Below are 26,366 nucleotides of genomic sequence, written 5' to 3'. Positions count from 1 at the left end.
GCCATGATATCGCGCAACACCATCATAAGGGCATTCGCCACGCGGGCGGGACGCGCCCGCACACCGTCGCAAGGCCAGAGGCGTTCGGGGCAGGAGGGCTTCACGCTGGTCGAGATGCTGGTCGTGATCGCGATCATCGGCCTGATCATGGGGCTGATCGGCCCGCGCGTGCTCAACTATCTCAGCGAATCCAAGGTCAAGACCGCGCGAATTCAGCTGCAGAGCTTCTCCAGCGCGCTCGACCTGTTCTATCTCGACGCCGGACGCTTCCCGTCGACGGCGGAGGGGCTCGCCGCGCTGGTCCGGCGCACGCCGGGGGTCGCGGCCTGGAACGGCCCGTATCTGAAGGGAGGCAACGTCCCGAACGATCCCTGGAACCACCCTTATCTCTATCGCTCGCCCGGCGAACACGGGCCGTACGACATCGTCTCCTACGGCTCCGATGGTCAGGAGGGCGGCAGCGGCACCTCCGCCGACATCTCGCTCGAGAAGACCACCGCGGCCAACAACGACCAGTAAGGATGCTTGGCAAGCATGAACGACGCGACGCAGCGCGGTTTCACCCTGCTCGAGATGGTGTGCGTGCTCGCCATCATCGCGCTGCTGGCGGCCGTGCTGCTTCCGTTCATTCCGCACCAGACCTCGCGATCGCGCCTGCAGGCCTATGCGCTGCAGACCGCGACGCTGCTGAAGGCCGATCGGAATGCGGCGATCGAGCGCAGCACCAGCGTTGCGACGCTGATCGATGCACCGAGCCGGGTGATCCACTCCGGCGCGTCGCGCATGACGGTGCGGATCCCCGAGGACGTGCGGTTCGATGCCGTGCTGCCGCAGAGCTGTCAGCGCCACGCCGCACTGTCGACCATCCGCTTCTTCGCCAATGGCGGTTCCTGCGGCGGCTCCATCGCGCTGACGCGGCTCGATGCGGGATATGAGGTCCGCGTCAACTGGCTTACCGGAAGGGTAGAAATCGTTGCTCGCGACGTCGCCGCCAACTAACCGCGCTGATGCGGGGTTCACCATCATCGAGGTGCTGGTGGCGCTGGCGCTGGTGGCTGTCTCGATCGTTGCGATCGGCGCCGTCATGGGCGTCAAGACGCGCGGCGTGCGAGCGCTGGAGCAGCACGTGGCGCTGATGCAGGCGGTGCGCACCTTGATGACGGTCGGCATTCCGCCCCGCGCGGAATTGCAGTCGGGCACCTCGACAGGGCAGGCGGAGGGCTATCGCTGGACCATCGACGTCGCTCCGCTCGGTGGCGACTGGAAGGTGCCCGAAGGTAACAACGTGCCCTGGGCTCCGGAGCTGGTGCGGATCCGCGTCAAATCTCCGGGCGGCGCGCTGTCCGACATTCGCACCGTGCGCCTGATGCCGAGGTCGTCGGAATGACCCGGGCGTGGGCAGACCAGCGAACGGGCGAGCGCGGCTTCACGCTGATCGAGACCATTGTCGCGCTGGCGCTGATGGGGCTGTTGCTGTCGGCGCTCGCCAGCATCACGGCGCAATGGCTGCCGAGCTGGAACAAGGGCCTCGACCGGATCCAGCGCAGCGAATTGATCGGGATAGCGCTGGAACGGATCGGCGCCGATCTTGCCGCCGCGGAGTTCGTTGCCGCCAACCGCGACAGCCACAAGCCGCTGTTCGACGGATCGGAACTGTCCGTGATGTTCGTGCGCACGTCGGTGGGACCGAACGCCGGGCCGGGGCTTGACGTGGTGCGCCTTGGCGAGGTCAGGGATCGCGGCGAGTTCGTCACGGTTCGCACGCAGACGCGCTTCACGCCGCTCGCCGACGGCGTGTCGCTGTCGGAGCAGGTCCATCTCGCCAGCCCGGTCGTGCTGCTGCGCGCGCCCTATCGGCTGTCCTTCGCCTATGCCGGCGCTGACCGGGCCTGGAAGAGCGCGTGGAAGGACGCCGACAGGCTGCCGACGATGATCCGGCTGACCGTGCGCGATGCGGCGAGCCAGCGCGTCCTGTCGGTGTCGACCATCGCGCCGGTCCATGTCCAGATTCCGAGCGACTGCACCAAGCCGGACGGCAATTGCGGCGACAAGCAGAGTTCCGGCAGTGCTGCCGATCAGGGGAAGACGTGATGCGCGCGTCCGGCAATATCGGCCGATCGCCGGCTAATCGCGGCTTCGTCATCGTTGCCGTGCTCTGGATCCTGCTGGCGCTGTCGTCGCTGGCGATCATCTTCTCGGCCTATCTGGCCGCGTCGGCGCGCGCGCTGGCGGCCAGCGACCTGTCGTTGCAGACCGAGGCGCTGGTGTCGGCTGGGCTCGAGCTCACCGCCTATCAGCTGACGCTGACGGACGACAAGACGAGGCCGCAGTACGGGGCGTTTCAGTTCTGGCTGGACGATGCCAGCGTCGGCGTCACCTTCACGTCGGAGGCCGGCCGCCTGGATCTGAATTACGCACCGAAGGAGATGCTGATCGGCCTGTTCGTCGTGCTCGGCGCCCGGAAGGACGCCGCCAGCGAATACGCCGACCGGATCGTCGGTTGGCGAACCCGGCCCGCGCCAGGCAGCGAGAATGTGGAGGCGGCGCGCTACAACGCGCTTGGCTATTCGCCGCGGCAGGGGCTGTTCACCCATGTCAACGAGCTGGCGCTGGTCGCCGGCATCCCCGAAGCGTTTGTCGATCGCGTGTTGCCGTTCGTGACGGTGTTCAACGGCGGTCCGGATGTTGATCCGACCATCGCCGCGCCGGAAGTCGCTCTCGCCGTCGATAAGGCATCGGGGAAGGACCAGGACGGCTTCGGGGCGCGCCCGGCTTCGCCGAATGGAATCGCTGCCGGGACGCAGGCCCCAAACCAGCAAAGCGCGGCATCGACGGCGCAGAGCCCGTGCTACCGGATCGCAATCTCGATCCGCTTCCGCAACGGTCACCGCACCACATCCGAGGCGGTGATCGCACTCGGCGACAAGGTCGAGCCTTATCGGGTGTTGTCCTGGCAAAACGATGTCGAGCCGCGAAACCCGGTTCTGCTCCGCAAGAGAGGATGATGGCAATGCTTGCCGAAGCACGGCAATGGTTCGAGCAATGGATCGGCGCGGTCGCGACCGCCGTCGACGGCGTCGCCGGCAGGTTCATGCGCCGGCGCAGCATCGAGCTCGACGAGAATGGCGACGGCACGTTCACCGCCCGCCTCGCGGTCTCGAAGGACGGCTCGCCTTCGATGCCGGTTTCGTTCCGGCTCGATCACGATGCGCCGCAGCCTCCGCTGCCAGCCGACTGGAAGACCGCGTTCGACGGCAGCCGCATCGAGGTGCGTTTGCGATCGGATCAGATCGTCAGCCGCGTGCTCGATTTCCCGAGCCAGGCAAGCGACTTCCTCGACGGCATGATCCGCGCACAGGTCGATCGGCTGACACCATGGAGCGCCGCCGATGCCGTCTTTGGCTGGAGTTCGCCGCAGCCGATCGCCAATGACCGCATTGAGGTGGCGTTCGGCGCGACGGCAGCGACGAAGGTCGATCCGTTGATCCGGATGGCGAGGATGCTCGGCGCCGCCTCCATCGCGGTCTCGGCACCGGCGGTTGGCGGCGACGGCGCCGCGCAGCAGGTGACGCTGCTCGACAAGCCGCTGCGCGGCCTTGCCGGGCCTTCGGTTCCGCGCCTCTTGCGCGTCGGCCTGGTCTCGGCGGCGGCCGCGGCCGCGGTCTCGCTGCTGCTGAACATCTATCTCGGCGGTTGGCTGCAATCCGAGCAGGACGACCTGCAACACCGGATCGCCCAGCGCCGCGCCGCGCTGCGTCTCGATGCCAGTGGCGACTCGTCCGGGCTCGGCCTCTTGGCCAAGCGCAAGCAGACGACGCCGTCGAGCGTCATGGTTCTGGAAGCGGTCTCGCGCGTGTTGCCCGACACGACCTATGTGACGGAGCTCCGCATCGAGGGCAACAAGGTGCAGGTGGTGGGACTGACTCAGGATGCGCCGTCCCTGATCCGCCTGCTGGAGCAGTCACCGCAATTCACGCGCGCGACGTTCTTCGCGCCGACGACGCGCGCGGCGAATGAATCGGCCGAGCGGTTCCACGTCGAGGCCAACATCTCAGCCTATTTTGGGTCCGGCTCATGAGCGCAGCATCCCGATCGCTGACGGCTGTCAGCACCTCGCCAATGGTCGCGACCGCAAGCTATCTCGGCCTCTTCGTGCTGCTGCTCTTTGTCGTCATCTCATCGCTTTCCGACATCATCGGCCTGCGCAGCGATGTCGCGGCAGCGGCCGGAATGCTGGAGCAACTGGAGGGGCGATCCAGGGCGAATACCGCGCCCGGTCAACCCGCGATGCCGACCGGCTCGGCCTATCTCGAGGGGGCGACCGTCACGGTCGCCGGCGCCACCTTGCTGCAACGGGTGTCGGGGGCGGTGATCAAGGCCGGCGGCAACGTGCTGTCGACGCAGCTCGATGTTCCCAACGCGCCGGCCAAGGCCGGCTTCATCAGCATGGTCGCGAGCAGCGAGATCGAGCAGGCGCAATTGCAGCAGGTGCTCTACGATCTGGAAGCCGGCATGCCGTTCCTGTTCATCGACCAGCTGGTCGTGCAACCCGTCGCCGACGAGGCCGCCAAGGGCGCCGATCCCGGCAAGCTGCGCGTGCTGCTCGGCGTCTCCGGACAATGGCGAGGAGCCAAATGATGCGACGCTTCGCAGCGACCATCGTGCTGTTGGCGGTGTCGGCCTATTCGGCGCCGGCTGCGGTGCCTGCCCCATCCGGCGATGCATTGGACGCCGGGATGCTCGACGACACCCGTCTCGGCGGTCCGGTGCTGAGTTCACCGCCACCGTCCGAACCGGCGACGTCGGTCCGGGTGGCTCCGTCGCCGGCACCGACGCCGCGGCCGCTTAGCGCCAATCCGCTGTGGGGCATCCCGCTCAAGACGCTGTCCAACACGCGCGACCGGCCGGTGTTCTCGCCGTCGCGGCGGCCGCCGCCTGCCGTCGTTGCGGAACCGGAGGTCAGCAAGCCAGCGCCGCCGGCGCCGCGCAAGGTCGCGATCGAGCCACCGCCGCTGTCGCTGGTCGGCACGATCGCGGGAGATGACGAAAGCTTCGGGATCTTTCTCGATCAGTCGAACAAGACGGCGCTGCGGCTGAAGGTCGGCGACGACTTCCAGGGATGGAAGCTGCGGTCCATCAACGGCCGCGAGGTCACGATGCAGAAGGACGATCAGGGGGCCGTGCTCACATTGCCTCAGCCCGGCGGCGGCGAGAGCGGCGATGTCCGCCTCGTTCCGGTCAGCGCGGAGAGGAAGCCTTTGGCCGCGCGGCGCCAGATGTGACTGCGTATCCGGCCGTGGCGCTAGTTCAGCGCAAGCCAGCTCTGAAGGGCAGGCGTCACGAGAAGCCCGAGTGCCAGAAACGGGCCGAACGGGATCGAGGTCTGACGCTTCATCTCGTGACCGGCGAGTTGCAGGCCGCCCGCAACCCCGAGCGCCGCGAGTGCCGCGATCAGCAGCAGGGTCGGAATGCCTGTCGCGCCGACCCAGATCGCCGCAGCGGCAAGAAACTTGACGTCGCCAAGCCCCAATCCGTCGACTTGCCGCAAGGCGAAGTAAACACGCTGCAATAGCAGGAACAGGGCGCCGACCAGGACCGCGATTCCCATGGCGGTGAAGGCGGCCATGGTGCCTTCGGTGACGACGACGTTTGCGAGACCGAGCGCCGCGATCGCAAGGTTCAGCCAATTGGGAATGATGCCGTGGCGAAGATCGATCAGCGCGACGGCGCAGCAGAGTATGCAAAGCGCGCCGTAAGATCCGATAAGATAAAGAGCTTCGCGATCAATCTGCATGACGACGGACAAGTGACAGGTGCGGGCGTTGTGCTGCAACAACTCACGCGCGTTGAACAGTTCAATTTCAATCGGTCTACAGCAGCGCGAACGAGTTTGCGAGATTGTGATCGTCACCGACGCTGGCGAAGCAGAAAAGATGCGACAAAAAGTCCGCGCTGTCACAAATCCGCATAGGATACCGACAATAGTTCGCCCCACTACATGCCGCGAGCCCTTCGTGGCAGACGAGTGGGTTGACTATGCACAAGATGCAAGTGGCGGCGTGCCTTGCTTTGCTGGCAGCGTTCGCAGGCGTGCGCGCCGCGAATGCCGGCGCTCTCGAGGAGGGCGCCGAGCGCTACCGGCCATATTTGATCGAGGGCGTCGCCAGTGCGCTGACAGGCGCGCGTGCGTTGCGCGAGCGCGCCGCGGCGGCGGATTTGCCTGGAGCGAAGAAGGCCTGGCTGTCGGCGCGCGCCGGCTGGGAGCGCTCGGAGGTGTTCACCGCGGGCTTTGTGCCTGAGCTCGATGCGCAGATCGACGCCTGGCCGAACGCCGACAGCGGGTTCCACGCCATCGAGGCGAAACTGTTCGGAGCTGCCAGCACCGACGTTGCCACCGATGCGACCGGCCTTGTCGACATCTGAACGATCTCCACGGCAAGCTCAAGGATATCAAGCTGACGCCGCAGGGCCTCCTGGATGGCACGGTGCGCCTCGCCTACGAAGTCGGAGAGAGCAAAGCCGATGGCGGCGAGTCGCGCATCAGCGGCACCTCGCTGGACGACATGCGCAACAACATCGCCGGCATCGACTTCGCCTACCACACGATCTTCTCGGCCGCGCTCAACACGGTCGACGGCAAGCTCGACGAGATGGTGACCAACCGGATCGAGCAGCTCGAAGCGATCGTCGCCACGCCAGACCTGCCGCATGTCAACATTGCCGAACTGCGCCAGACCAGCGAGGAACTGGTCGTTGCGCTGCAGAGCGCCTCGGCAAAGCTCGGGCTGCAGCGGCCGACCCTGGAGGCCCAGGTGCGATGAGATCGCTTCACCTGCGTCTGGCTGCGCTGCTCTCCGGTGTCATCGCCCTGGCACTGTTTGGGCATGCGGTGGCGTTTCCGGTCGACGGTGACAAGACCGTGCTGCCTGTTGCGACCGAGCTGAACGAGGATGCGCTCGACAAGCCGCGCGAGGTGTTCCAGTCCGAGCGGACCGGAGCCAAGTCCTACCTGGTGAATCTCGGCGATCTCGCGTTCAATTCGCCGGGGCTGCTCGGTGACGTGGCGCGGCAGGCCGGCGTGAGCTGCGGCACCTGCCACGTCAATGGCGCGAACAACGCCAAATTCTTCATGCCGAAGATGTCGAGCCGGCCCGGCACGTTCGACACCACCGGTCCGCTGTTCAATCCGAAGGCCAACAATCTGGCGTTCGATCCCGTGCGGATCCCGAGCCTGCGCGGCGCCCGCTATCTTGCGCCCTACGGCGCCGACGGCCGCTTCGCCTCGCTGCGCGACTTCGTTCACAACGTCATCACCAACGAGTTCGCAGGTCCCGAGCCGTCGCCGGCGACGCTCGATGCGATCGTGGCCTATATTCACGACATCGACTTCCTGCCCAATCCGAGCCTTGGTCCCGCCGGACGGCTGGCCGGCAAGATCACCGACGCGGAGCGCCGCGGCGAAGCACTGTTCGCGAAGCCGTTTCCGCACGATCCATCATTGAGCTGCGCGGGGTGCCACGTTCCGTCGTCCGGCTTCGTCGATCACCAGCAGCACGACATCGGTTCCGGCGGCCTGTTCAAGACGCCGACGCTGCGCAACGCCGACTTCAACGCGCCGTACTTTCACGACGGCCGCTTCGACAATTACAGCCAGGTTGTCGACTATTTCGACCGGACTTTTCAGCTCGACCTCTCGGCGCAGGACAAGGGCGACCTCGTTGCCTATCTCACGGCGGTCGGCGATGGCGCGCAGCCCTATGAGCGCGACGGTGCCGGTGCAACGCTGAAGGAGATCAACGATTTCTCGATGGTGCTCGCGACCGCGATTCCTGCCGGCGACAAGGACATCGTCGCGCTGGCGGTCGATACGATCGGCCGCGAACTGCGCGAGTTGACCGAGCAATATCCCGACCGCAAGAACACCAGCGTCTCGGGCGGCGAGCAGCAGCGTGTACTCGCGCGGAGCGGCCTCAAGGAGCTCGTGCTCACGCTGCGGCGAATCGAGATGGCGGTTGCGGCAGGGCGCAACGCGGATGCCGCCACCGAGTTCAGGAATTATCGCAATCTGATGGCTGCTGCAGTGCCTGCGCTGTTGGCCAGCGCCGAGCCATGGTCGCTATTCAATCAAGACGTGCATGACCAACATTATGCTGCGCTTCGCCAGGTGATGCGCTCCAAACACCTTTCGCGCTGATTGCACTGTAACGCGATGATTTTGCGATCTGCGGCGTGACGCGGATGCTCGATCAATTTTCTAGCCCTGATTGCATCGTTGAATCGTGGAGCTGCAGCGCAGCAGCAGATGTCTCCACAGAAAATATTTGAACGTTTCGAAATTTCTCGCGCGTTTTCACGTAAGCGAAAACCATGCGTCATATTGTCGCACTAAGCAGTGTGTGTTGCTAACCGCAAACACCCTGAGGTCGACAATGAGTTTGAATTACAAAAAGCACTGGCGAACCAGCACCGCGCTCTGCATCGCGTCAACGGTGCTCGTCGCAACAGCCGCATATGCCGCTCACTATCCGGGCGGCCGCAGTGATTGGGACAAGCGTCCGCATCACAATCACCAGGCGCACGAAGAGGGCGATCGTGCGAAGCACGAGAACAATGGCCATCATGGTGACGGCGATCACGGCGTGAAGACCGCGTCGCCGATCAAGCACGTCATCATCCTGATCGGTGAAAACCGCGGCCTCGATCACACCTTCGGTATCTACAAGCCGAAGGGCAAGGGGCAGACCATCTCCAACCTGTTGTCGAAGGGCATCGTCAACGAGGATGGAACGCCGGGACCGAACTTTGCGCAGGCGCAGCAGTCCTCGGTCGCGGGCCAGCCCTTGTACTATATCGGCGCACCGACGATCGGGAAGTCGCCCTACAACGCGACCAACCCGATGCCGCAGCCGAACACGGCCGGCACGCCGACCGCGCAGAGCGACACCGGCGCTCCGTTCAAGACGATCGCCGAAGCCAGCGTCGAGAAGGACATGGATCCGGCCGATCTCGATATCCTCACCACCGGCTTCAGCGGCCTGCCGACCGGTGTGCTGGATACCCGCATTCCCGGCGCCGGCGGTCTGAACGGACCGTTCCAGCTGCAGGGCGAGCAGATCAGCGACGACGACTACACCGGCGACTCGACGCATCGCTTCTATCAGGATTGGCAGCAGGAAGACTGCAGCGCCGCCAATGCCACTAAGAAGAACAATTCGGGCTGCCTGAACGATTTGTTCCCGTTCGTGATGGCGACCTATTCGGCGTCCAACAAGAGCATGGCCAACTCGATGGGCTACTACAACGCCCAGCAGGGGCAGGCTCCGGTCCTGAAGATGCTCGCCGATCGCTTCACCCTGAGCGACAACTTCCACCAGTCGTTCCACGGCGGCACCGGCGCGAACCACTTCATGCTCGGTACCGGCGACGCGGCCTTCTGGAGCGACGGCAAGGGCAATCCGGTGACGCCGCCGGCCAACCTGATCGCCAATCCGAATCCGGTCGCGGGTTCGGTCAACCGCTACACCGTCGATGGCAATTGGAGCAATTGCTCAGACGTGTTCCAGCCGGGCGTCAAGCCGATCGTCACCTACCTCAACAATCTGCCATACGCGGCGGAGCCGAACTGCAAGCCCAACCACTACTACATGCTTAACAACGTCAACCCGGGCTATCTGCCGAACGGTGCGCTGTCGGGTGGCAACAACGTGCCGCCGTCGTCGGTTCGCACGATCGGCGATGCGCTCATGGAGAAGAACATCTCCTGGGCGTTCTATGGCGGCGCGTTTAACGACGCCGTGGCGCTTTCCAACGCCGCGGTTGCCGCCAACCCGTCGAACCCGAACCTCAGCGCCGCTGCGGTCGCCGATCCGGCGCACGCGCTCGGCGTTGCCTATTGCCAGATCTGCAATCCGTTCCAGTATGCGACCTCGATCATGGCCAACCCGGCCGTGCGTCAGGCTCACATGAAGGACACTGCCGATCTGATCACAGCGATCCAGAACAACACGCTGCCTGCGGTGTCGTTCGGCAAGCCGGACGGCCTGCTCGACGGTCATCCGCAGAGCTCGAAGGTCGATCTGTTCGAGGCCTATGTCCTGAACGTGCTCAACTCGCTGGATAATAACCCGGAGCTGAAGGCTGAAACCGCGGTCTTCATCACCTGGGACGAGGCCGGCGGCTATTGGGACTCCGGCTACCAGCAGTCCATCGACTTCTTCGGCGACGGACCGCGCATTCCGACCCTGATCCTTTCGCCCTATTCGACGGGCGGCAAGGTCAACCACAACTACGCCGACCACGTTTCGCTGCTGAAGTTCATCGAGCGCAACTGGGCTCTCCAGCCGCTCACGAACCGCAGCCGCGACAACCTGCCGAACCCGAGCTACTCGAAGAACAACGAGTACGTTCCGACCAACAGCCCGGCATTGTCTGACATGTTCGACGCGTTCGACTTCAGCAAGCCGGTCACGTTGTCCTACACCGAGTGATCAAGCTCTCGCCCACAGCGAGGTCTTGACTCCATCCGAGCCCGGCGCCGATCGAACCAATGGTTCGGTCGGCGCTGTCTTGTTCTACCCGCCCACCACCTGATCGGCCGGAGACATGCGATGAAACGCAACGAGAAGACGTGTGCGATCAGCAGCAGCGTCGCGGCCGGCCTGTTTGCCGTCGCCATCCTGGCCGGCGCGGCGATCCCGACCATGGCGCAGCAATTTTCCGCGGACCTCGTCGCGAACAAGGACGATACGTCAGCCGCCATGGGAGCCCTGCGGGTCTCCGGCGGAAAAGCACGGATCGAGACAAGCGCGCTGCCCGACGGCTTCTTCCTGATCGATACGGGCAAGCCCGCAGCCTATTTCATCCGTCCGGCGGCACGGGTCTACATGGACGCGCGGCAATCGAGCCCGCTCACCCAAATGTTCATTCCGGTCGATCCGGATGATCCCTGTCGGCAATGGCTGGCGATGGCGCAGCTGTCCGCGCCGGTCGATCTCGCGGCGTGGCACTGCCAGCGCGACGGAGAGGAAACCATCGCTGGGCAGAATACCGACGTCTTTCGAATCGCTGCGCCGTCCGGTTTGAGCTTCGTCGGCTGGATCGACCGCGCGCGCAGATTTCCGGTACGGATCAAGACCGCGGATGGGACGGTGATCGCTGTCGATCACATCCGCGACGAGCCGCAGGCGGCGCAAACGTTTGAAATTCCCGCAGGCTTGCGCAGGTTCGACCCGCAAGCGCTGATCCGTCGGATCCAGCAGAGCGACGTATGGGTTGAGCCGCCGGCTTCGGAGTGAGCACGCCGCCCGTTACTGCGACTGCTGGCTTGTCACCGGCAGGATCCGGCCGAGCGCGGTGTAGTGCGACTGATGCACGTTGCTGTTGAACAGCGACCAGGGTTCGGCCTTTTTCAGGGCGACGGGTACGTCGAAGTGCACCAGCTGCGCAAAGTTGCGATATTCGGCCATCGCATCGTCGATACGGCCGGCGGCGACGTCGAGATCGATGCGGCGCAGGGTGAGAACGAGGTCCTTCAGGATCGCGCGCGCCGCCAGCCGCTCGTCCTTGCCACCGATTGCGGTGTTCCTGATGTCCGGGATGCGCTCGGTCAGTTCGCGCAGTTCGGCCCCGACCCCGGTCACGGCCAGTGACACCACCGCGGTATCGGCAGCCGGAATCGCGACCTCGAGGACGCTCGAGAGCTCGAGCACCTCTTTCATCCGGAGCATAACGCCGTCCTTGTCGAACGGGCGTTCGCCATCGCCGACCGCATTCAGATAGGCGACAAGGTCCTGGGCGTCCTGGGTCGACAGTTCGAGGTCGAACACACGATCGAAATGATCGACCACCTGTTCATAGCTGTCGTAGCGGCCGTCGTGGAAATACGGGGCGTTGAAGTTGGCGTTCAGCAGAGTCGGTGTCTTGACCAGTCCACCGGATCCGACGTCGTGGCGCATCTGGTCGTTGAAGGTTGCACCCGGAACATGACAGCCGGCGCAGCTCAGCTCGGCCTGCTTGGGGAACGGCTTGAAGAACAGCGCCTCGCCGCGGCGCTCGGCGAGGCTCGCCTGCGCGGCAAGCCTGCCGCCGGGCGCAATCTTCGGATTGGGGAGGAAATCGATATCGTTGACATAGGCGACGAGGCCGTCGAGAACCTCGTCGCGCGGCTTCGGACCGGAAAATTCATTGACGATGACATTATAGACGAAGTCGCGCAGCGAGGTGATGCGCCCGTCATGTCCGTAGGGGGCGAGGAAGCGGGCGCCGCGCAGGCTCGGAATCCTGACCGGATCGAGGATGCTGTTGAACGCCTTCGCGTTGAAGATGAGGCTGGTCGCATCGAAGGTGCCGGGGCGGGAGGATGCGCCCGGAACGAACAGTTTCGGGTTCGATGCGCCGTTGACGTGACAGGTGCCGCAGCTCATCTCGGCCTGACGCGCCTTGCCGCCCAGGATGGAAGGCGAGTTGAACGCGAGATCGCCGAGATTGACCAAATAGGACTTTCGCCCACCGACGGCTTCGGAATGAAAGAGTTCGCGGGGCCGCGCCAGCGCCTCCTCGGAAAATTCGGTGCCGGCCGGCAGCACGGTCTGGTCGCCGCCGAGCGGGAACGCCGTCGCGCGCAACGGAAGCAGCGCAACGACGAGCGCCAGCCACGCGACGCGTGACGGTCTAACGCGATCGGCAGCTGCACGATGTTTTCCGGAGCCGGACGCCAGAATATCCCAAGCCATTGCGCGAAAACGCCCCTGTCACAAATGCATATGCGCTGCCGTGCGTCGGAAGATGTCGCGGAGGTGACAGTTTCCTGTCGGCAGGATCAATGACCATCTGACTGGATAGACGAATTTTGATTGCGGTTTGATGACGCTCGATCAGCGAACTGCAACGGAGTCTGCGTTTGACAGCATGAAAGTCTGTTGGTGCGCGAGCATCATTCCGCGCGTTTGTGCGCGCGTCGAAAAACAGTCATCCCAGCGAAATGTGTTTTGCATAGCGTGTAGCTCCATTTCTATTTCTTTCTAAATCAGGAGAGCACTATGCGGCTTTGGGGAGCCATTCCGGCGCTCGCGGTTGTTGCTGGCGCCGTTGCCATCTCGCCGGTAGCAAACGCAGAGAATTTGGTCGAAAAGATCGTTGATGAGTTCAAGCACGAGATCAGGGACGAGCTGCGCGATCTGCGTGATCGCGGTCATGAAGGCGTGCGCCAGTACAAGCACATCGTCGTCATCTATCAGGAGAACCACAGCTTCGATAACCTCTACGGCCACTGGGGCGATGTCGGCCGCGACCGGATCAACGGCACATCCGATGCCGATTCGGCGCACACCCTGCAGGTTCGGCAGGACAACCAGACCGTCTATGCCTGCCTGCTGCAGAACGACGTCAACCTGACCTCTCCGTCGCCGCAGCCGACAAGCTGCACCGACAATACGGGCACGGTCGCGATCCTGAGCGCGTTCAAGAACAAGCCGTTCGAGATCAACGAATTCATTCCGACCTCGGCCACCACCTGCCCGAAGCCGCTCGGCGCTTTCGCGGCCCATGGCTTCCTCAACGGCACCGGCGCCCCCGGCGGCTGCACCGCGGACATCGTGCACCGCTTCTACAGCGAGCAGTACCAGCTCAACGGCGGTCGGCAGAACCGCTACATGACCGGCAGCGATGCGGCGGGTCTGGTGATGGGCTATTACGACACCAAGAAGCTGCCCATCTACACCTATCTCCACGGCCGCGGCGCGCCGAACTACATCATCGCCGACAGCTTCTTCCAGGGCGCGTTCGGTGGTTCGTTCCTCAACCACCAGTTCCTGGTCGCCGCCGCGGCGCCGCAGTTCGTCGGTGCCCTGAACGACGGCAGCGCCAACGACTTCCACTCGATCGTCGATGCCAATGGCATGCCGACCAGCACGCCGCTCTACACGCCGCTCTCGACCGTGAAGGATGCGCAGCTGACGGCGAAGTGCAATCAAGCCGGCCTGCCGGCGGGCCTCGCCTGCGGCGACTACGCGATCAACACCACGCAGCCGTTCTATCAGCCCTATTCGCCGGGCACCGCCGACATCAAGCGCCTGCCGCCGCTGCACACGCCGAACATCGGCGATCGGCTGTCGGCAAAGCACGTCGATTGGGCCTGGTATTCGGGCGGCTGGTCGAACGCCAACGGCGACGTCGGCGCGTCGGGCTGGACCAACGGCAACGGCACGACCTGCAACGATCCGAACCATGTTTCCACGGCGGTGTTCCCGAACTGCCCGGACGTGGATTTCCAGTACCACCATCAGGCGTTCAACTACTTCGCCAACTACGCGCCCGGAACGCAAGCCCGCAAGGATCACCTGAAGGACGAGGCTGAGTTCATCCAGGCGGCCAAGACCGGCCGGCTGAAGCAGGTCAGCTTCATCAAGCCGATCGGCGAGGAGAACGAGCATCCGGGCTACACCAGCGAGTCCGAAGGCAGCCAGCATCTCGTCGATCTCGTCAAGGCGATCGTGGAGGGGCCGGATGGCAAGGACACGCTGATCGTCATCACCTATGACGAGTTCGGCGGACAGTGGGATCACGTTCCTCCGCCGCCGTTCAACCGCCATGGTGCCGAAGCCAAGGCTGCGGACCAGTGGGGCCCGGGCACCCGCATTCCGGCGCTCCTGATCGCCAAGCGCTTCAACAAGTCGGGCGTCGCGCATGAGGACTTCGACACGACGTCGATCCTCAAGATGCTCGAAAAGCGCTTCGACCTCGACCCGCTGGTGACCCGTCCCGTGCGTAGCCTCTCGGCGGCGCTGAAGGCCGGCGAGGGCTGGCACTGACACGAGAAACGGTTCTGGCCCGCGTCAACGTCCGACGCGGGCCAGAATGCCGGCCACGCGCCCAAGGATCGCTACCGAAGGGATCGCTCGACGAAGGGATCGCTACACGATCAGATCGTGTAGCGGATGGGTCACGACGGTGTCCGGCGTATGGTCCGGGAAGAAATCTGTTTGCGCCGGGATAGCCGGCCCCATTGCCGGCGTTCCACCAACTGCAACTCCTTGTGCCAGCTGAAATCCGGCGGAATCGTCGTGACCGAACCACGTGGGGCTTTGAGCGAATTGTGGAGGAGACACAACTCCCTGCTGTTCAAGGCTCGAAGGCTCCGCGAAATGAAAGGACTGCCCGGTCGTTCCGCTGTCTACGAAGGGCAGCATTGCCTGAGACAACGCCACGTCCTCGTGGCTACTCGTTGACATCGGACTAACATCGGGCGCTGGAGCGCTGCCGCCGGCCGGCGGCGCCGCGCTGTCCGGGCTGGCGGCGAATATGAAGGCGTCCATCCCCGCCGTGTGACACTGAATATCGACCTGAAGGTTGGTCGTGGCCGAATCGCCGTCCGCATCGACCGCTGTCACATCGAACAGGAGATCCGCGTTGATGCTCGTCTTCTCGGTATAGCTGATGTTGTTGACCGCGAAGGTGGGACACCCGGCTTCCACCCGATCGTAATCGACCTGGACTTGGCTGAACGACCTGTCAACGTAAAGCGTGTATGTCGTCGTCGTGGCATCAAAGGAGTAGGTATCGATCAGCGATGCGTCCGATGTCTCCTGGACCATGAAGCTCGCGCTGCCGCAGAGCGGCCTGGGCACATCGATGCAGAAGTCGTGAACGTCGGCGCTGCCATCGAGAACCTTGAAGATCACACCGGCGGTGCCGTAGCCCTGCCATTCAGTGAGATTGAAGCTGACCTGCGATTGTTTCTCGGTGAACGCGAGGTTCAACTGCTCGGCCGGGTCCATTTGCAATCCGCTGTCGCCGACCGCAATACCGCAGTCCGATGCCTTGACATCGAGCGGATGGCCGGCGCAGTCGGACCCGGTAATCACCAGTTGTCCGTCCGGAGCAGTCAATGACGGCGTACCGCAAATCGGGGCATCAAAATCCGAGCCGCTGACGGTGACGTCCTTCGACGGCCCGGCGTGCTCGAGATCAAAGCAGAAGGTTCCATCCGGATCGATCAGCAACTTGAAATACGGATCGTCCAGCCTGCCGCCGCAATCGGTTAGATACGCGTCGAGTTCGACGCCGCCGCCCACCTCATGGGTCGTATAGTAGAAGTTGTAATCATCGCCATGTCCGGTGACGTGCACCGCGGTAATGCCGTTGCCCAGGCATGACGTGGCCAGATCATATCCCGTGCAGCCGACTGGACCGTTGTGGACGGCAACGAACATCGCGGCATCGCCATCCGCGCCGAAATTGATATCGTAGGTGCCTGTCGCAGTCTGATGGTCCTGAGCGGCAACGAAGGTCTCCGGGAAGCCGCAAATGCTCGGGTGATCGTCCGTGATCGTCAGTTGCTTGCCGAGGTCGATGCACGCGCTCTGGAAGTCGCCGTCCTTGTCGGTGATGGTGGCAACCAGGCTGACGACGCCGGCGGTCAGCGACACAGCTTCGCCACTGTCAGGGTTGTCGCAGGACGGATGCGTCACCGCGCGATATTCGGTGAAGGTGACGCATCCCGTGACCGGATCAACCGCGATGGTGAATGCCAGCGCCCCGCTCGCTGTGCCGACATGGCCTTCGATGGTGTTGCCGTTCAGAACCAGCACGTCGGAGCAGCCGGTATGCGAATCGATCAGACCGGATGGGGTGCAGTCACCTCCGTTGATCGTCAGTGCATAGTGAGTCGTCGCGCCGTCGGCGCCCTGGAGCGAGGTGAACGCCGTCGAGAAATCGGCGGAAATTTTCGTCAGCGCGGCGTCCGGCGCCGAGCCCGCGATGTGGTCGTCCAGCGCCGTTGCCGTCAGGTGCGTCTCGCTCAGCGTCAACGACGGAGCGGTGCAATTGGCCCGGATGCAGGGGCCATCGTCGCTGATGCTTAGCTTGGTGCCGAGGTCGAGGCTGGCGCTCTGGAAGTCGCCGTCCTTGTCCGTGATCGTGGCGTTCAGGCTCACGATGCCCGCGGCCAGCGATACGGCTTCGCCGCTGTCCGGGCTGGTGCCGAGCGGCTGCTCCACCGGCCGGTAGTCGGTGAAGGTCACGCGTCCCGTGGCTGGATCAAGCGTGATGGTGAATGCCAGCGTGCCGTTGGTCGCGCCGACGCGGCCTTCGATCGTGTTGCCGTTCAGAACCAGCAGGTCAGCGAGGCCGGTATGCGAGTCGATCAGCCCCGACGCCGTGCCGTTGCCGCCGGTGATCGTCAGCGCGTAGCGGATGGTCGCGCCATCGGCGCCTTGCACCGAAGTGAACGCCGTCGAGAAATCGGCGGAAGTCGTCGTCAACGCCGCGTCCGGTGCCGAGCCCGCGATGTGGTCGTCCAGCGCCGTTGCCGTCAGATGCGTCTCGCTCAACGTCAGCGATGGGGCGGTGCCCGCCGCCTCGATTCGCGGGCCGTCGTCCGTGATCGTCAGCTGCTTGCCGAGATCGATGCTGAGATCCTGGTACTGGCCGTCGCTCTCCGTGACCGTCGCGATCAGGTTGACGAGGCCGGTCCCCAGCGCGATCCCTTCGCCGCTGTCGGGGCTGGTACCCGACGATTGTTCGACCGCGCGGTGCTCGACGAAGGTCACGCGGCCCGTGGCCGGGTCAACCGTGATGGTAAACGCGAGCGCCCCGCTTGCTGTACCGACATGGCCTTCGATGGTGTTTCCGTTCAGAACCAGCAGGTCAGCGAGGCCGGTATGCGAATCGATCAGCCCTGACGCCGTACCGTTGCCGCCGGTGATCGTCAGTGCGTAGCTGACCGTCAGACCCGGTTCGGTGACGAATGCCGCCGAGAACTCGCCTGATGTCGTCGTCAGCGCGACGTCCGGTGCCGAGCCGGCGATGTTGTCGTCCAGCGTCGTCGCTGTCAGATGGGTCTCGCTCAACGTCAGCGATGGCGCGGTTCCGATCTCGATCAAGGGGCCGTGGATGGTGAGTGTCACCGTCTGCGGGGTGCCGCCTATCGTGGTCACCGTGAAGCTGTCGGTCAGCGTATTGCCGACATGGAGGGCTTGCACGGAGCTGTTGGCGTTGTCGAGCGTATAGGTCCACACGCCGGCCGTTGTCAGCGTGAATGAGCCGTAGCCACCAACGGTTGTCGTCGGCGCGTTCACGGCGCTGAAGGTATTGGCGGGATCGTCGACATCGGTGTCGGTGAGCGTGCCCTTTGCAATGAGCAGGCCGGGCGAGGCATGACTGACGCCGACCGCACCCACCACCGAGCCGGCCTTGGTGCCGGAAATGATGGAGGCATCATCGGCGCCGAGGATGCTGATGTCGAAGCTCTCGCTGGCCGAGAGCGAGCCGTCCGAGACCGTGATCACGAAGCTCTGGGTCGTGTTGGCCTTCAGCGCGTTGATTGCGGCATTGTTCGGAACGAAGGTGTAATTTCCGGTGGCGCTGTTGAGATAGAGCGTGCCAAATGTACCGACGCTCGACACGTCGTATGTCGCCTGTCCCAGCACCGTATTGCCGGTGGCGCCTCCGCTGATGCCGAATTTCAGTGCGCCGCCCTTGATGCTGGTCGCGGAAAAGGTCCCGCTCGCCGCATTAAAGTCGTCAAATATCACCGTATCGATTTCAGTCGGCCCCGCTCCGAGGTTCAGCTTCGGCGGAGCCGGCGGCAGCTTGAAGAGATCATTTTTCGCGAAGATCGCCACCGGCAGCGGCCCGAGCGTATCTTGCACCGGCGACAGCGGGGACTGCTGAATAAAATTGATCGGCAGCAGCAGCTGGCCCCCTTCGAGAGCGGGCATGCCGGACCCTTTCGATGCCGGTCCCTTCTCGAAATAGGCAAGCGTCTCCTGTTGGGCCTCCCGTAATTCCTCCATGTGCGCAGGGGAATTCGTGGCATGGCTTACGCCGACGGAAGATCCTCTTCTGCTCAGAGTGATCGTCTCTTCAGGATCCTCGACGATGATATGACGGGGGATCGCCTCCTTGGTCACGAGCTCGAACACGCCGTGGTGGAGGTCCTTGTATTTGATGTTGTCGTCGTCCAGGAAGGTGACGTTCGGCTCCGCGGCCCGGGCGTCCTCCAGCAGTGAGAAGGTCAGGGCGGCCAATGACAGCATGCCGAGGCCGCTGGCCCGAATGGTGCCGACCGGTGTGTCCGCGGTCAGGACGCCAGACCCTGCCAGCCGGCTGCCGATGAGGCGGAAGAGGCTTCTGGCTTTTGCGAACGGGCCCGGCCGCAAGCCCGCGCCGGGATCCTGCGCGATGTCGCCCAACTCCAGCCGGGTGCTGGCCGGCAAATTGAGCACCCTGCCATCGACCAGGCGGATTTCGATCCGCCCGCCGTCTCCGACCTCGATGACGTCACCCTGGCGAACGGAATCGCCAGCTACGATTTGAATCGGTATGCCGCGGGCACGCGCGATCGTGCCGTAGCCGATCGTCGTCCAAACAGTGCCAACCACGCGGGGCGGCTGGCCAAAAACGGCCATGCACGCGTCCCCGAACTCTACGCCGGACGCAACTGACATTGGCTTTTTGCCTGTTAGGCAGTTCGAGCGGGAGGTGGTGCCGCAGTCTTTTTTATTTTGGCTTGGTTCGGCCACGCGGCGAAAAACCCCGCGCCGTCAGCCATAGGCTTGTCCGCTGAAACGTCCTGATTGAAACCAAAATTCGGCAGTAAAAATCGAATTCCAATACTGTGGGGAGCAATACGAAAATGACAGCACTGCTGTCCTTTATCGCGCGTGCAGCCCCGCAAAATTAATAGTATGATTACCATGCAAATTGTCCACTTATTAATTTTTAGTCGAACTGCGTCAGGCATTTAGGCCTGTCCGCGACAACTCGTCTGGCACTCAAGGTCCTGCAGTCTCGGCCCGGCGGTCCCGACCACCCATCGAGCCACGACACGACAAGACCTTCTCGTGGAGGGGATCGTGCGCATCCATTTGATTGTTCAATTGCTTGCAAGCTTCGTCCTGGCGCTCGCAACGCTCGCGCCCGGCCAGGTGCAGGCGCAAACCGAACCGGCCCAGCCTGCGGTCGACAATATTCAATTGAAATTCATCGGCAGAGTCGTAGCCGCCACCGGTTCGGTCACGATCGAGCATCCGAGTGCAGTCGTCGTTCAGGCAGGGCTGCCTGGCAAATTGCCTCAGGCGCAGGTTGGCGACCCCGTTTATCTGGGCGACGTGGTGCAAACGGGAGCTGACGGACGCGTCGGGATCAATTTCACCGACGGCACTTCGTTCAATCTGTCGAGCAACGCCAAGATGGCGATGACCGAGTTCGTGTACGATCCGAACGGCAAGTCAAACTCGACCTTACTCAAACTGACCAACGGGACGTTCACCTTCGTTGCCGGCAACATTGCGAAGACCGGCGACATGAAGATCGACACTCCCGTGGCAACGATGGGTATTCGAGGCACAACGCCACGCATCGAGATATCGGACGATGGAACGGTGAAGTTCGCAACGCTTGTTGAAGAGGGCAAGAGCAAGGTCAGGAAGGTCGGGACACGAACGCCGCAGCAACCTGAGCAAAACACTCTCCACAAGTTCAATCCGAACATCTGTCGAGGGTGCTAGGCCAGGCGCAGCCCGTTTCGTGCAAGCAAGGCCCGATATGAAACTTCGTGCAAGCGCCGGCGTAATTGTCAGCCTGACATCGCTTCTCGTTGCGATGCTCCCCGCGTTGCCTGCGATCGCGCAGAACCCGAAGAAGGACAACTATCTCCGCACTATCGGATTGTGCAGCGGCCTTGATCGCACACCGGCCGACGCGCGCGTTGCTGCTTGCACGGCGCTGATCGATGCGGGTCAGGACATGACCCCTGCCGGCCTCGCGATCGCCTACAACAACCGTGGCAACGCCTACGCTGCCAAGGGAGACTACGACGGCGCCATCCGGGATTTTGATCGATCGATCGAGCTCAATCCGACCTACACCAAGCCGTTCAACAACCGCGGCGTGGCCTATCTCAGGAAGCGCGAATATGATCGCGCGACCGACGCCTTCGATCAGGCGATCAGGCTCAACCCAAGTTACGGCGAGGCCTTCGCCAACCGCGCCGGCGCGTATTTGAAGAAGAACGATTATGCGCGCGCGGTGCAGGACTACGATGAGGCCATTCGCCTCAAGCCGAACCTGGACGGGGTGTGGAGCGGACGCTGCTGGAGCCGGGCCATCCTCGGCGAATTGCAGGCGGCGCTGGAGGATTGCAACAAGGCCCTTCAATCGGGGCCCGCCAACGCCGCGACGTATGACTCGCGTGGCCTGATCTATCTGAAGACCGGCGAGCTTGGCGCGGCGATTGCCGACTACAGCTCTGCACTTCGCATCGATCCCAAGCTCGCAAGCGCACTCTATGGACGGGGGCTCGCGAAGTTGAAGCGGGGCGACAAGGCCGGCGGCAATATCGACATCGCGGCGGCCAAGGCGATCCAGGGCAGCATCGGCGACGATTTCACGCGCTACGGCGTGCAATAGGCGAGTGCGGCCCGGCCGGCTAGTCCATGATCTCGACCGTCGCCGAACGGCCGGCGACCAGCGCGATGCGATCCGGCAGATGGTCCAGCGCGATGCGCACGGGAATGCGCTGCGCGAGCCGAACCCAGCTGAAGGTCGGATTGACGTTTGCGAGCAGGCTCGCGCCCGCCGCGCGGTCTCGATCCTCGATGCCGGCCGCAATGCTCTCGACATGTCCGGTGAGCCGCACCGGCTCGCCCATCAGCCGGATCTGCGCCTTGTCGCCGACGCGAATGCGCGCGAGCTTGGTCTCCTCGAAATAGCCTTCCACATGCAGCGTGTCGGTGTCGACCAGCGCCATCACGCCCTTGCCCGCGGTGACGTAGGCGCCCGGCCGGAGGTCCATATTGGTGATGGTGCCGTTCACCGAAGCGTGCACCTCGCTGCGATCCAGATTGAGCTGCGCGACGGCGCGGTCGGCGACCGCCTGGTCATAGGCCGCCTTGGCCTGCAGCTGCGTCGCCAGAACCTGCTCCTGCTTCTGCTGCGACACCGCATCGGTGGTCAGCGAGCTGTAGCGTTTGAGGTCGGCGTCGGCCTGATCCAGCGTTGCGCGATGGCCGGCGACCGCCGCGTCGGCCTGCTTCAGTGCCAGGGCAAAGCGTGCGCGATCGATCCGGAACAGGATGTCGCCGCGACGCACCGGCTGATTGTCCCTGACCAGTACGTCGGTGACGAAGCCGGAGACGTCGGGAGCCACCTGGATCACGTCGGCGCGGACCCTGCCGTCGCGGGTCCATGGCGATTCCATATAGTAGACCCAGAGCGCGCGAGCGGCAGCGAGTGCGGCGATGACGGCGACCGCGGTCAGCGCAACCCGGCCGAGCCAGGCGAAATTCCCTTTCATGGCAGAAACTCCGAAAGATAAACCACGACGCCGAGCAGGCATACATACAGGGCGAAATTGAACAGCGCGCGATGCCAGACCAGCCGGTAGAACCCGAAGCGCTGCATGATCCGGCTCACCACCGCGCTTAGCGCATAGGCGACGATGAGCCATAGCAAAAGTGCCGGAACGAGCACGCCGTAAATGTCGAGCTCATATCTCATGCGGCGAAACTCTCCTCGGGCTGCGATCGATAGGCGGGCGCATCCGGAAACAAGCCGCGGCGGATGCCGACGAGGCCGAGCAACGCATCGTCCCGCGCGCGCTCATTGGGATCCTTGACGACCGCGGACAGCGCCGCATCGACGGACGTCAGCAGTCCGGCCGACATTGCCTCGTCCGCATGGGCGCGAAACGCCGCCGCGAGGTCGTCCAGCATGTCGTCGATGGCACGCACGGTCAACGCGGCGAGGCCGTAACGGGCCCGTCGGAGGTCGATGATGTTGAGCCCGATGCGCAACTGGACCAGGCTGTCGGCATCGCGGCGGTCGCTCTCGGAGATGAAGGCGATCCGCTGGACCAATAGGCCGAGCCGATGCAGCATCAGGCCGGCAAACTGCGCGCGATCGCCGTGGCCGCGCCGCTCGGCCGCGACTGCGAGCGTCTGCCAGCTCGACGTCATCAGCCGCTTGGCGATCCATTCGGCGCCGACGCCGCGCGCGATCCGCGTCACGATCTCCGCGATGACAACACCGAGGAAGAAGGCGACCGACGTGTTGGCGAAACTGGCGAAATCCGCGCTGTAGGTCGACTGCAGTGCGAGCAGCGTCGCGGTGTTGGCGGCGAGCGCCATGCCAATCGGCGCGGTTTTGGGCCGTGCGATCAAAAAACCGTACAGGAGGAAGGTCGGCGCCAGCGCTGCGATCAGGACCTCGACATGGGATATGCCCGGCACCAGTGCGAACTGATAGATCGCGACGACGACGATCGCGACCAGCGAAAACAGCCCGAAGGCCCGGATGCTGCGCGCCGGCTCGTCCTGCGCGGCGAAGAAGGAGCAGGCGACCGCCGCCATCATCGGCGCCGAGGCGCCATCGGCCCAGCCGGTCGCAATCCACAGACCGCAGCAGATCAGGATGGCCACCGCCGCCCCCGCGGCGGACCATAGCGCCATGCCGTGGTCGCGATGACGGACCGGCGCGGCTCCCGACTCCGGGTGAAACGCCAGCGGGACGGTGGAGATGTCCCGGCCCGCGGCAATCGCGTCACCTATTGCGCGGCAGTCGGCCGAGATGTCGACAAGCTCGCGGAGCCGGAGCAGCAGGCTGATCGTGATGATGCGCTCCCGCGACACGACGCCGTCGAGCGCGGATTGCCGCTCGGCGATTGCAGCGCGGATCTGCTCGCCGGATTGCCGCTGGCGGTCCTCGTCCACGATCCATGCGGCGAGATCGTCGATCAGGCGCCGTAGCTCCGGTTGCCTTTGCAGCGCCGCCTCGCCGAGTGCGGCAAGCCGGTCTTCGATCGACGTGATGATCGGCAACAGCATCAGCATGCGCAGCCGGACCTCACCGAGGCCACGCACGGTGCCGACGTCGGCCAGGCGGTCATAGGAGACATGGGTCGCCAGCGTATCGATCTCGACGATGTCGGTCGCAAGACGCAGGCGTTGGGCCCGGTGCGTCTCGCTGGTCCCATGGTCAAGCAGCACGTCGCGCGACAGGCGGCGCGCATCCGCTAGCCAGCTCCTGACGCGGCCGCCGACAGCCGGCGCGACGCTGCGCGGAAACACCACTGTCGACACCAGGCTCGCGCAGATGATGCCGAGCGAAATCTCCTCGACCCGTGCCAGCGCGACATCGAATATGCTGCCAGGGTCAGCCACCGACGGAAAGCCGATCAGTGCGACGGTATATCCGCCCAGCATGAAGACATAGCTGCGCGGCGTACCGTCAAGCAGCGACAGATAAAGGCAGAGCCCGACCCAGAGCGCGATCGCGAGGCACAGCAGTTCCGGCGCATTGACCAGGTTCGGCACCAGGGCGACCGTGACGCTCGCGCCGACCAGCGTGCCGATCACGCGGAAGAACGCCTTCGAGCTGGTCGCGCCGGCCAGCGGCTGGGAGGTGATGTAGACCGTCGCCATCGCCCAATAGGGGCGCGGCAGATCGATCGCCAAGGCGATGACGAGCGCCAGCATCGACGCCGCGAACGTCTTCAACGCGAAGACGAGGTCCGCGTGGCGGACCAGGAACGGCTCTTCCGCGCGCATGACTATTTCGCCTCTGGAGCAGTCTTGGCTGGTGCAATCCTGGCGTCCTGCAGGCGGCTCGCCCGCTGCTCGATGAGTTGCAGCGTCTCGAAGGTTACCGCAAGTTCCGCGCTGCCGATATCCTTCAGCAGGCCGGCCCGCACGCGGCGCAGTACCCGGTTGATCTCCTCGACCTTGGCTTCGCCGCTCGTGGTGAGATGCAGCGTCTTGGCGCGCCGGTCGGTCGGGTCCTCGCGACGCTCGACGAAGCCTTCGGACTGGAGCAGATCGATCAGCCGCACCAGTGAGGGCCCCTCGATTCCCAGTTCATCGGCCAGCACGCCCTGCCGGACGGTTTCCCCCTGGCGCGACAACACCAGCAGCGGAATCGCCGTCGCGTAGGACAGGCCGTGGTCGGACAAGGCCTGATCCGACTGGCGGCGCCAGATCCGGGCGAGCCTGGTCACCAGGCGACCGATCTCGGCGTGGATATGGGACTGCGAAGGCGGCATGCAAATTAGATAGGATGCGAACTATTAGGATGCAATAATATAGCTCCGAACATCGCGGATGATCACGCGAATGCGATCCTGAGTGAGGGAGCGTCAATACTGCTGCACGATCGACCTCGATGCGCTGGTTATGGTGATCGCAGGCTCAGTTGCGGGCGGACCTTGAGCGCGGCCGGTTAGGAACGCATCGGGATACAAAAGCTTCTGTTCCTGAGGAGATTGTCGTGAACAGAAAGCCTGTCACGCCGGATTCCGGACGCCCGAGCGAGTGGGGTTCCCACGCGCAAACCGACAAGCCGTGGAAGGGAAACCCGGAGAAGGAGCAGCGCTCCGGCGACGCGAAGCGCTCCGGAGACGAGAAGCCGGACCTGGAAAAGTGACATGAATCGAACACGCAGTGATGCGCGGAGATAGCGAATGCCCGCCTTTCACTTCGCGATCGTGAATGATGAGCGCGTGATCGATGCAACCGGCCAGCCGGTTGCCGACCGCGATGAAGCCATTGCCGTCGCCAAGCGGCTCGCGATCGACCTTGCCGAGACCCGACAGGAATATCTGGGACGCGGCTACTTCATCTCGGTGATCGGCAGCGACGCCCGCGAAATTCACCGCGAAAGCATCGACAGCGCCGAGAAGAGCGGATGAACGATGCCGCCCGGCGGGCGGCAAGAGAGCAAGGCTTGGAGAACAAGGCTTCGAGAACAAGGCTTCGAGAGCAAGGCTTGGAGAGACCGAATGGATATGGGCCTTGAAATCATCTACGGCATCGGAGCGCTCGTGCTTCTGACCGCTTTGATCTTCGGCGTGCTTCAGCACCATTTTCGCAGCAGGCGCGCGTTGCAGGCCGGCGAGGAGGTCGTCCGCGAGAGATACCAGCGGAATGAGACCTGACGCAGCGGCGCTCGCGCAAGGAGGAGACGATGGGATTGGCTCAATATGCGGTGATTGCGGCCGGCGAGGAATGGGGCGTCCTGCACGACGGCAATCTCAACGGCGGATACGCTACCAAGGAAGCTGCATTCGAATCGGCGGCGGCCGCCGCGGCTCTGGCGATCAGGATGGGGCACGAGGTCCACGTCAGCGTACCCGGACGCGAGGAGGGCGAGGCAGCCCTCACCAAGCGGCCCGCCTGAAACCACAGCAGTACGGCTTGCATTCGGTGTGAGGACGACGCGGATGTGCCGGGACTCATAAGAGTGTCAAATTAACCAACAAACCCCAATGATTCCGGTGCCAGTGGGACCCATAAGATTGTCACGTGGGACTCAAAAGATTGTATCGGAGCCGCGTTTGGGACTCATAAGAGTGTAACGGAATCCGCCGTCCGTTA

The 26,366-nt window shown here is 63.9% G+C and carries 27 protein-coding genes; 20 read left to right on the top strand and 7 right to left on the bottom strand.

Annotated features, from left to right (window positions below; genetic code table 11):
* Positions 1-3: 3 nt before the first annotated feature.
* From gspG to QJT82_RS30395, 8 genes are read left to right on the top strand one after another with little or no spacing between them, the layout of a single operon-like run.
* On the top strand, positions 4-519 hold the full coding sequence (gene gspG, locus QJT82_RS30430; protein ID WP_028340296.1) for a type II secretion system major pseudopilin GspG: 516 nt from the start codon (positions 4-6) through the stop codon (positions 517-519).
* Between the two features lie 15 nt (positions 520-534).
* Positions 535-999: a type II secretion system protein gene (locus QJT82_RS30425; RefSeq protein ID WP_028340297.1), complete on the top strand. Its 465-nt coding sequence runs from the start codon at positions 535-537 to the stop codon at positions 997-999.
* The gene (locus QJT82_RS30420; protein WP_155258450.1) at positions 974-1,387 is read left to right on the top strand and encodes a prepilin-type N-terminal cleavage/methylation domain-containing protein; all 414 of its coding nucleotides are present in this window, start codon (positions 974-976) and stop codon (positions 1,385-1,387) included. Before QJT82_RS30425 ends, QJT82_RS30420 begins: the two co-directional genes overlap by 26 nt.
* Positions 1,384-2,091: a prepilin-type N-terminal cleavage/methylation domain-containing protein gene (locus QJT82_RS30415; RefSeq protein ID WP_028340299.1), complete on the top strand. Its 708-nt coding sequence runs from the start codon at positions 1,384-1,386 to the stop codon at positions 2,089-2,091. The genes QJT82_RS30420 and QJT82_RS30415 overlap by 4 nt, the downstream gene beginning before the upstream one ends.
* Positions 2,091-3,005 carry a type II secretion system protein GspK gene (locus tag QJT82_RS30410; RefSeq protein ID WP_035631428.1) on the top strand — a complete coding sequence of 305 codons (915 nt, stop codon included), beginning with the start codon at positions 2,091-2,093 and terminating at the stop codon, positions 3,003-3,005. The genes QJT82_RS30415 and QJT82_RS30410 overlap by 1 nt, the downstream gene beginning before the upstream one ends.
* 5 nt (positions 3,006-3,010) lie before the next feature.
* The gene (locus QJT82_RS30405) at positions 3,011-4,078 is read left to right on the top strand and encodes a PilN domain-containing protein (RefSeq protein WP_245288691.1); all 1,068 of its coding nucleotides are present in this window, start codon (positions 3,011-3,013) and stop codon (positions 4,076-4,078) included.
* Positions 4,075-4,638 (top strand): type II secretion system protein GspM, encoded by a 564-nt coding sequence (gene gspM / locus QJT82_RS30400; protein WP_028340302.1) that lies wholly within the window; start codon positions 4,075-4,077, stop codon positions 4,636-4,638. Before QJT82_RS30405 ends, gspM begins: the two co-directional genes overlap by 4 nt.
* Entirely contained in the window at positions 4,638-5,282 is a 645-nt protein-coding gene (locus QJT82_RS30395) for a hypothetical protein (RefSeq protein WP_259266124.1), read from the top strand. The genes gspM and QJT82_RS30395 overlap by 1 nt, the downstream gene beginning before the upstream one ends.
* Before the next feature lie 20 nt (positions 5,283-5,302).
* Here the strand turns inward: QJT82_RS30395 and QJT82_RS30390 are convergent, their stop codons facing one another.
* Positions 5,303-5,794 (bottom strand): A24 family peptidase, encoded by a 492-nt coding sequence (locus tag QJT82_RS30390; protein ID WP_028340304.1) that lies wholly within the window; start codon positions 5,792-5,794, stop codon positions 5,303-5,305.
* 242 nt (positions 5,795-6,036) lie between these two features.
* Between QJT82_RS30390 and QJT82_RS30385 the strand changes: the two genes are divergently transcribed.
* The 5 genes from QJT82_RS30385 (at position 6,037) to QJT82_RS30365 (ending at position 11,294) form a co-directional block, all read left to right on the top strand.
* On the top strand, positions 6,037-6,423 hold the full coding sequence (locus tag QJT82_RS30385) for an imelysin family protein (RefSeq protein WP_245288693.1): 387 nt from the start codon (positions 6,037-6,039) through the stop codon (positions 6,421-6,423).
* A 62-nt stretch (positions 6,424-6,485) separates the two neighbouring features.
* Positions 6,486-6,821 carry a hypothetical protein gene (locus QJT82_RS30380; RefSeq protein WP_245288694.1) on the top strand — a complete coding sequence of 112 codons (336 nt, stop codon included), beginning with the start codon at positions 6,486-6,488 and terminating at the stop codon, positions 6,819-6,821.
* Entirely contained in the window at positions 6,818-8,194 is a 1,377-nt protein-coding gene (locus QJT82_RS30375; RefSeq protein WP_028340305.1) for a cytochrome c peroxidase, read from the top strand. The genes QJT82_RS30380 and QJT82_RS30375 overlap by 4 nt, the downstream gene beginning before the upstream one ends.
* A 235-nt stretch (positions 8,195-8,429) precedes the next feature.
* Positions 8,430-10,487, top strand: a complete 2,058-nt coding sequence (locus tag QJT82_RS30370; RefSeq protein WP_245288695.1) for an alkaline phosphatase family protein — start codon at positions 8,430-8,432, stop codon at positions 10,485-10,487.
* A 120-nt stretch (positions 10,488-10,607) separates the two neighbouring features.
* On the top strand, positions 10,608-11,294 hold the full coding sequence (locus tag QJT82_RS30365) for a hypothetical protein (protein ID WP_245288696.1): 687 nt from the start codon (positions 10,608-10,610) through the stop codon (positions 11,292-11,294).
* Positions 11,295-11,306: 12 nt separating this feature from the next.
* Here QJT82_RS30365 and QJT82_RS30360 read toward each other — a convergent pair whose 3' ends face one another.
* A complete protein-coding gene (locus QJT82_RS30360) occupies positions 11,307-12,731 on the bottom strand; it encodes a cytochrome c peroxidase (RefSeq protein WP_028340307.1) in 1,425 nt (474 codons plus the stop codon).
* Positions 12,732-13,037: 306 nt separating this feature from the next.
* Between QJT82_RS30360 and QJT82_RS30355 the strand changes: the two genes are divergently transcribed.
* Positions 13,038-14,807 carry an alkaline phosphatase family protein gene (locus tag QJT82_RS30355; protein WP_028340308.1) on the top strand — a complete coding sequence of 590 codons (1,770 nt, stop codon included), beginning with the start codon at positions 13,038-13,040 and terminating at the stop codon, positions 14,805-14,807.
* 102 nt (positions 14,808-14,909) lie between these two features.
* On the opposite strand, the gene QJT82_RS30350 is transcribed toward QJT82_RS30355, so the two are convergent.
* Positions 14,910-19,520 (bottom strand): DUF5801 repeats-in-toxin domain-containing protein, encoded by a 4,611-nt coding sequence (locus QJT82_RS30350; RefSeq protein ID WP_264641732.1) that lies wholly within the window; start codon positions 19,518-19,520, stop codon positions 14,910-14,912.
* A gap of 321 nt (positions 19,521-19,841) precedes the next feature.
* Between QJT82_RS30350 and QJT82_RS30345 the strand changes: the two genes are divergently transcribed.
* The gene (locus QJT82_RS30345; RefSeq protein ID WP_028340309.1) at positions 19,842-20,507 is read left to right on the top strand and encodes a FecR family protein; all 666 of its coding nucleotides are present in this window, start codon (positions 19,842-19,844) and stop codon (positions 20,505-20,507) included.
* A gap of 37 nt (positions 20,508-20,544) precedes the next feature.
* The gene (locus tag QJT82_RS30340) at positions 20,545-21,408 is read left to right on the top strand and encodes a tetratricopeptide repeat protein (protein ID WP_028340310.1); all 864 of its coding nucleotides are present in this window, start codon (positions 20,545-20,547) and stop codon (positions 21,406-21,408) included.
* Positions 21,409-21,427: 19 nt separating this feature from the next.
* On the opposite strand, the gene QJT82_RS30335 is transcribed toward QJT82_RS30340, so the two are convergent.
* From QJT82_RS30335 to QJT82_RS30320, 4 genes are read right to left on the bottom strand one after another with little or no spacing between them, the layout of a single operon-like run.
* Entirely contained in the window at positions 21,428-22,294 is an 867-nt protein-coding gene (locus tag QJT82_RS30335; RefSeq protein WP_259245039.1) for an HlyD family secretion protein, read from the bottom strand.
* Complete coding sequence (locus QJT82_RS30330; protein ID WP_028333641.1) at positions 22,291-22,497, bottom strand: DUF1656 domain-containing protein; 207 nt, start codon at positions 22,495-22,497, stop codon at positions 22,291-22,293. The genes QJT82_RS30335 and QJT82_RS30330 overlap by 4 nt, the downstream gene beginning before the upstream one ends.
* Positions 22,494-24,545: an FUSC family protein gene (locus QJT82_RS30325; protein ID WP_028340312.1), complete on the bottom strand. Its 2,052-nt coding sequence runs from the start codon at positions 24,543-24,545 to the stop codon at positions 22,494-22,496. The genes QJT82_RS30330 and QJT82_RS30325 overlap by 4 nt, the downstream gene beginning before the upstream one ends.
* 2 nt (positions 24,546-24,547) lie before the next feature.
* On the bottom strand, positions 24,548-25,036 hold the full coding sequence (locus QJT82_RS30320; RefSeq protein ID WP_028340313.1) for a MarR family transcriptional regulator: 489 nt from the start codon (positions 25,034-25,036) through the stop codon (positions 24,548-24,550).
* Between the two features lie 224 nt (positions 25,037-25,260).
* Here QJT82_RS30320 and QJT82_RS30315 point away from each other — a divergent pair, with 224 nt between their 5' ends.
* The 4 genes from QJT82_RS30315 to QJT82_RS30300 all read left to right on the top strand — a co-directional run bounded on the left by QJT82_RS30315 (position 25,261) and on the right by QJT82_RS30300 (position 26,169).
* Positions 25,261-25,416, top strand: coding sequence for a hypothetical protein (locus QJT82_RS30315; protein ID WP_196238149.1), 156 nt, complete (start codon positions 25,261-25,263; stop codon positions 25,414-25,416).
* Between the two features lie 37 nt (positions 25,417-25,453).
* Positions 25,454-25,681 carry a hypothetical protein gene (locus tag QJT82_RS30310; protein WP_035631430.1) on the top strand — a complete coding sequence of 76 codons (228 nt, stop codon included), beginning with the start codon at positions 25,454-25,456 and terminating at the stop codon, positions 25,679-25,681.
* 90 nt (positions 25,682-25,771) lie between these two features.
* A complete protein-coding gene (locus QJT82_RS30305; RefSeq protein ID WP_155258451.1) occupies positions 25,772-25,927 on the top strand; it encodes a hypothetical protein in 156 nt (51 codons plus the stop codon).
* Between the two features lie 29 nt (positions 25,928-25,956).
* Positions 25,957-26,169: a hypothetical protein gene (locus tag QJT82_RS30300; protein ID WP_028333636.1), complete on the top strand. Its 213-nt coding sequence runs from the start codon at positions 25,957-25,959 to the stop codon at positions 26,167-26,169.
* Positions 26,170-26,366: the final 197 nt, after the last annotated feature.

This window comes from Bradyrhizobium sp. Mp19 (genome assembly GCF_029952935.1).
Lineage (GTDB): Bacteria > Pseudomonadota > Alphaproteobacteria > Rhizobiales > Xanthobacteraceae > Bradyrhizobium > Bradyrhizobium elkanii.
The sequence above is the reverse complement of the archived record's forward strand: the minus strand, read 5'-3'. Positions and strand labels throughout refer to the sequence as shown.

Coding starts and splice junctions, on each gene's coding strand:
- QJT82_RS30370 (WP_245288695.1), top strand. CDS start 8,430: ATGAGTTTGAATTACAAAAAGCACTGGCGAACCAGCACCGCGCTCTGC.
- QJT82_RS30425 (WP_028340297.1), top strand. CDS start 535: ATGAACGACGCGACGCAGCGCGGTTTCACCCTGCTCGAGATGGTGTGC.
- QJT82_RS30355 (WP_028340308.1), top strand. CDS start 13,038: ATGCGGCTTTGGGGAGCCATTCCGGCGCTCGCGGTTGTTGCTGGCGCC.
- QJT82_RS30395 (WP_259266124.1), top strand. CDS start 4,638: ATGCGACGCTTCGCAGCGACCATCGTGCTGTTGGCGGTGTCGGCCTAT.
- gspG (WP_028340296.1), top strand. CDS start 4: ATGATATCGCGCAACACCATCATAAGGGCATTCGCCACGCGGGCGGGA.
- gspM (WP_028340302.1), top strand. CDS start 4,075: ATGAGCGCAGCATCCCGATCGCTGACGGCTGTCAGCACCTCGCCAATG.
- QJT82_RS30325 (WP_028340312.1), bottom strand. CDS start 24,545: ATGCGCGCGGAAGAGCCGTTCCTGGTCCGCCACGCGGACCTCGTCTTC.
- QJT82_RS30300 (WP_028333636.1), top strand. CDS start 25,957: ATGGGATTGGCTCAATATGCGGTGATTGCGGCCGGCGAGGAATGGGGC.
- QJT82_RS30410 (WP_035631428.1), top strand. CDS start 2,091: ATGCGCGCGTCCGGCAATATCGGCCGATCGCCGGCTAATCGCGGCTTC.
- QJT82_RS30335 (WP_259245039.1), bottom strand. CDS start 22,294: ATGAAAGGGAATTTCGCCTGGCTCGGCCGGGTTGCGCTGACCGCGGTC.
- QJT82_RS30360 (WP_028340307.1), bottom strand. CDS start 12,731: ATGGCTTGGGATATTCTGGCGTCCGGCTCCGGAAAACATCGTGCAGCT.
- QJT82_RS30405 (WP_245288691.1), top strand. CDS start 3,011: ATGCTTGCCGAAGCACGGCAATGGTTCGAGCAATGGATCGGCGCGGTC.
- QJT82_RS30305 (WP_155258451.1), top strand. CDS start 25,772: ATGGATATGGGCCTTGAAATCATCTACGGCATCGGAGCGCTCGTGCTT.
- QJT82_RS30385 (WP_245288693.1), top strand. CDS start 6,037: ATGCACAAGATGCAAGTGGCGGCGTGCCTTGCTTTGCTGGCAGCGTTC.
- QJT82_RS30340 (WP_028340310.1), top strand. CDS start 20,545: ATGAAACTTCGTGCAAGCGCCGGCGTAATTGTCAGCCTGACATCGCTT.
- QJT82_RS30320 (WP_028340313.1), bottom strand. CDS start 25,036: ATGCCGCCTTCGCAGTCCCATATCCACGCCGAGATCGGTCGCCTGGTG.
- QJT82_RS30365 (WP_245288696.1), top strand. CDS start 10,608: ATGAAACGCAACGAGAAGACGTGTGCGATCAGCAGCAGCGTCGCGGCC.
- QJT82_RS30310 (WP_035631430.1), top strand. CDS start 25,454: ATGCCCGCCTTTCACTTCGCGATCGTGAATGATGAGCGCGTGATCGAT.
- QJT82_RS30390 (WP_028340304.1), bottom strand. CDS start 5,794: ATGCAGATTGATCGCGAAGCTCTTTATCTTATCGGATCTTACGGCGCG.
- QJT82_RS30330 (WP_028333641.1), bottom strand. CDS start 22,497: ATGAGATATGAGCTCGACATTTACGGCGTGCTCGTTCCGGCACTTTTG.
- QJT82_RS30415 (WP_028340299.1), top strand. CDS start 1,384: ATGACCCGGGCGTGGGCAGACCAGCGAACGGGCGAGCGCGGCTTCACG.
- QJT82_RS30375 (WP_028340305.1), top strand. CDS start 6,818: ATGAGATCGCTTCACCTGCGTCTGGCTGCGCTGCTCTCCGGTGTCATC.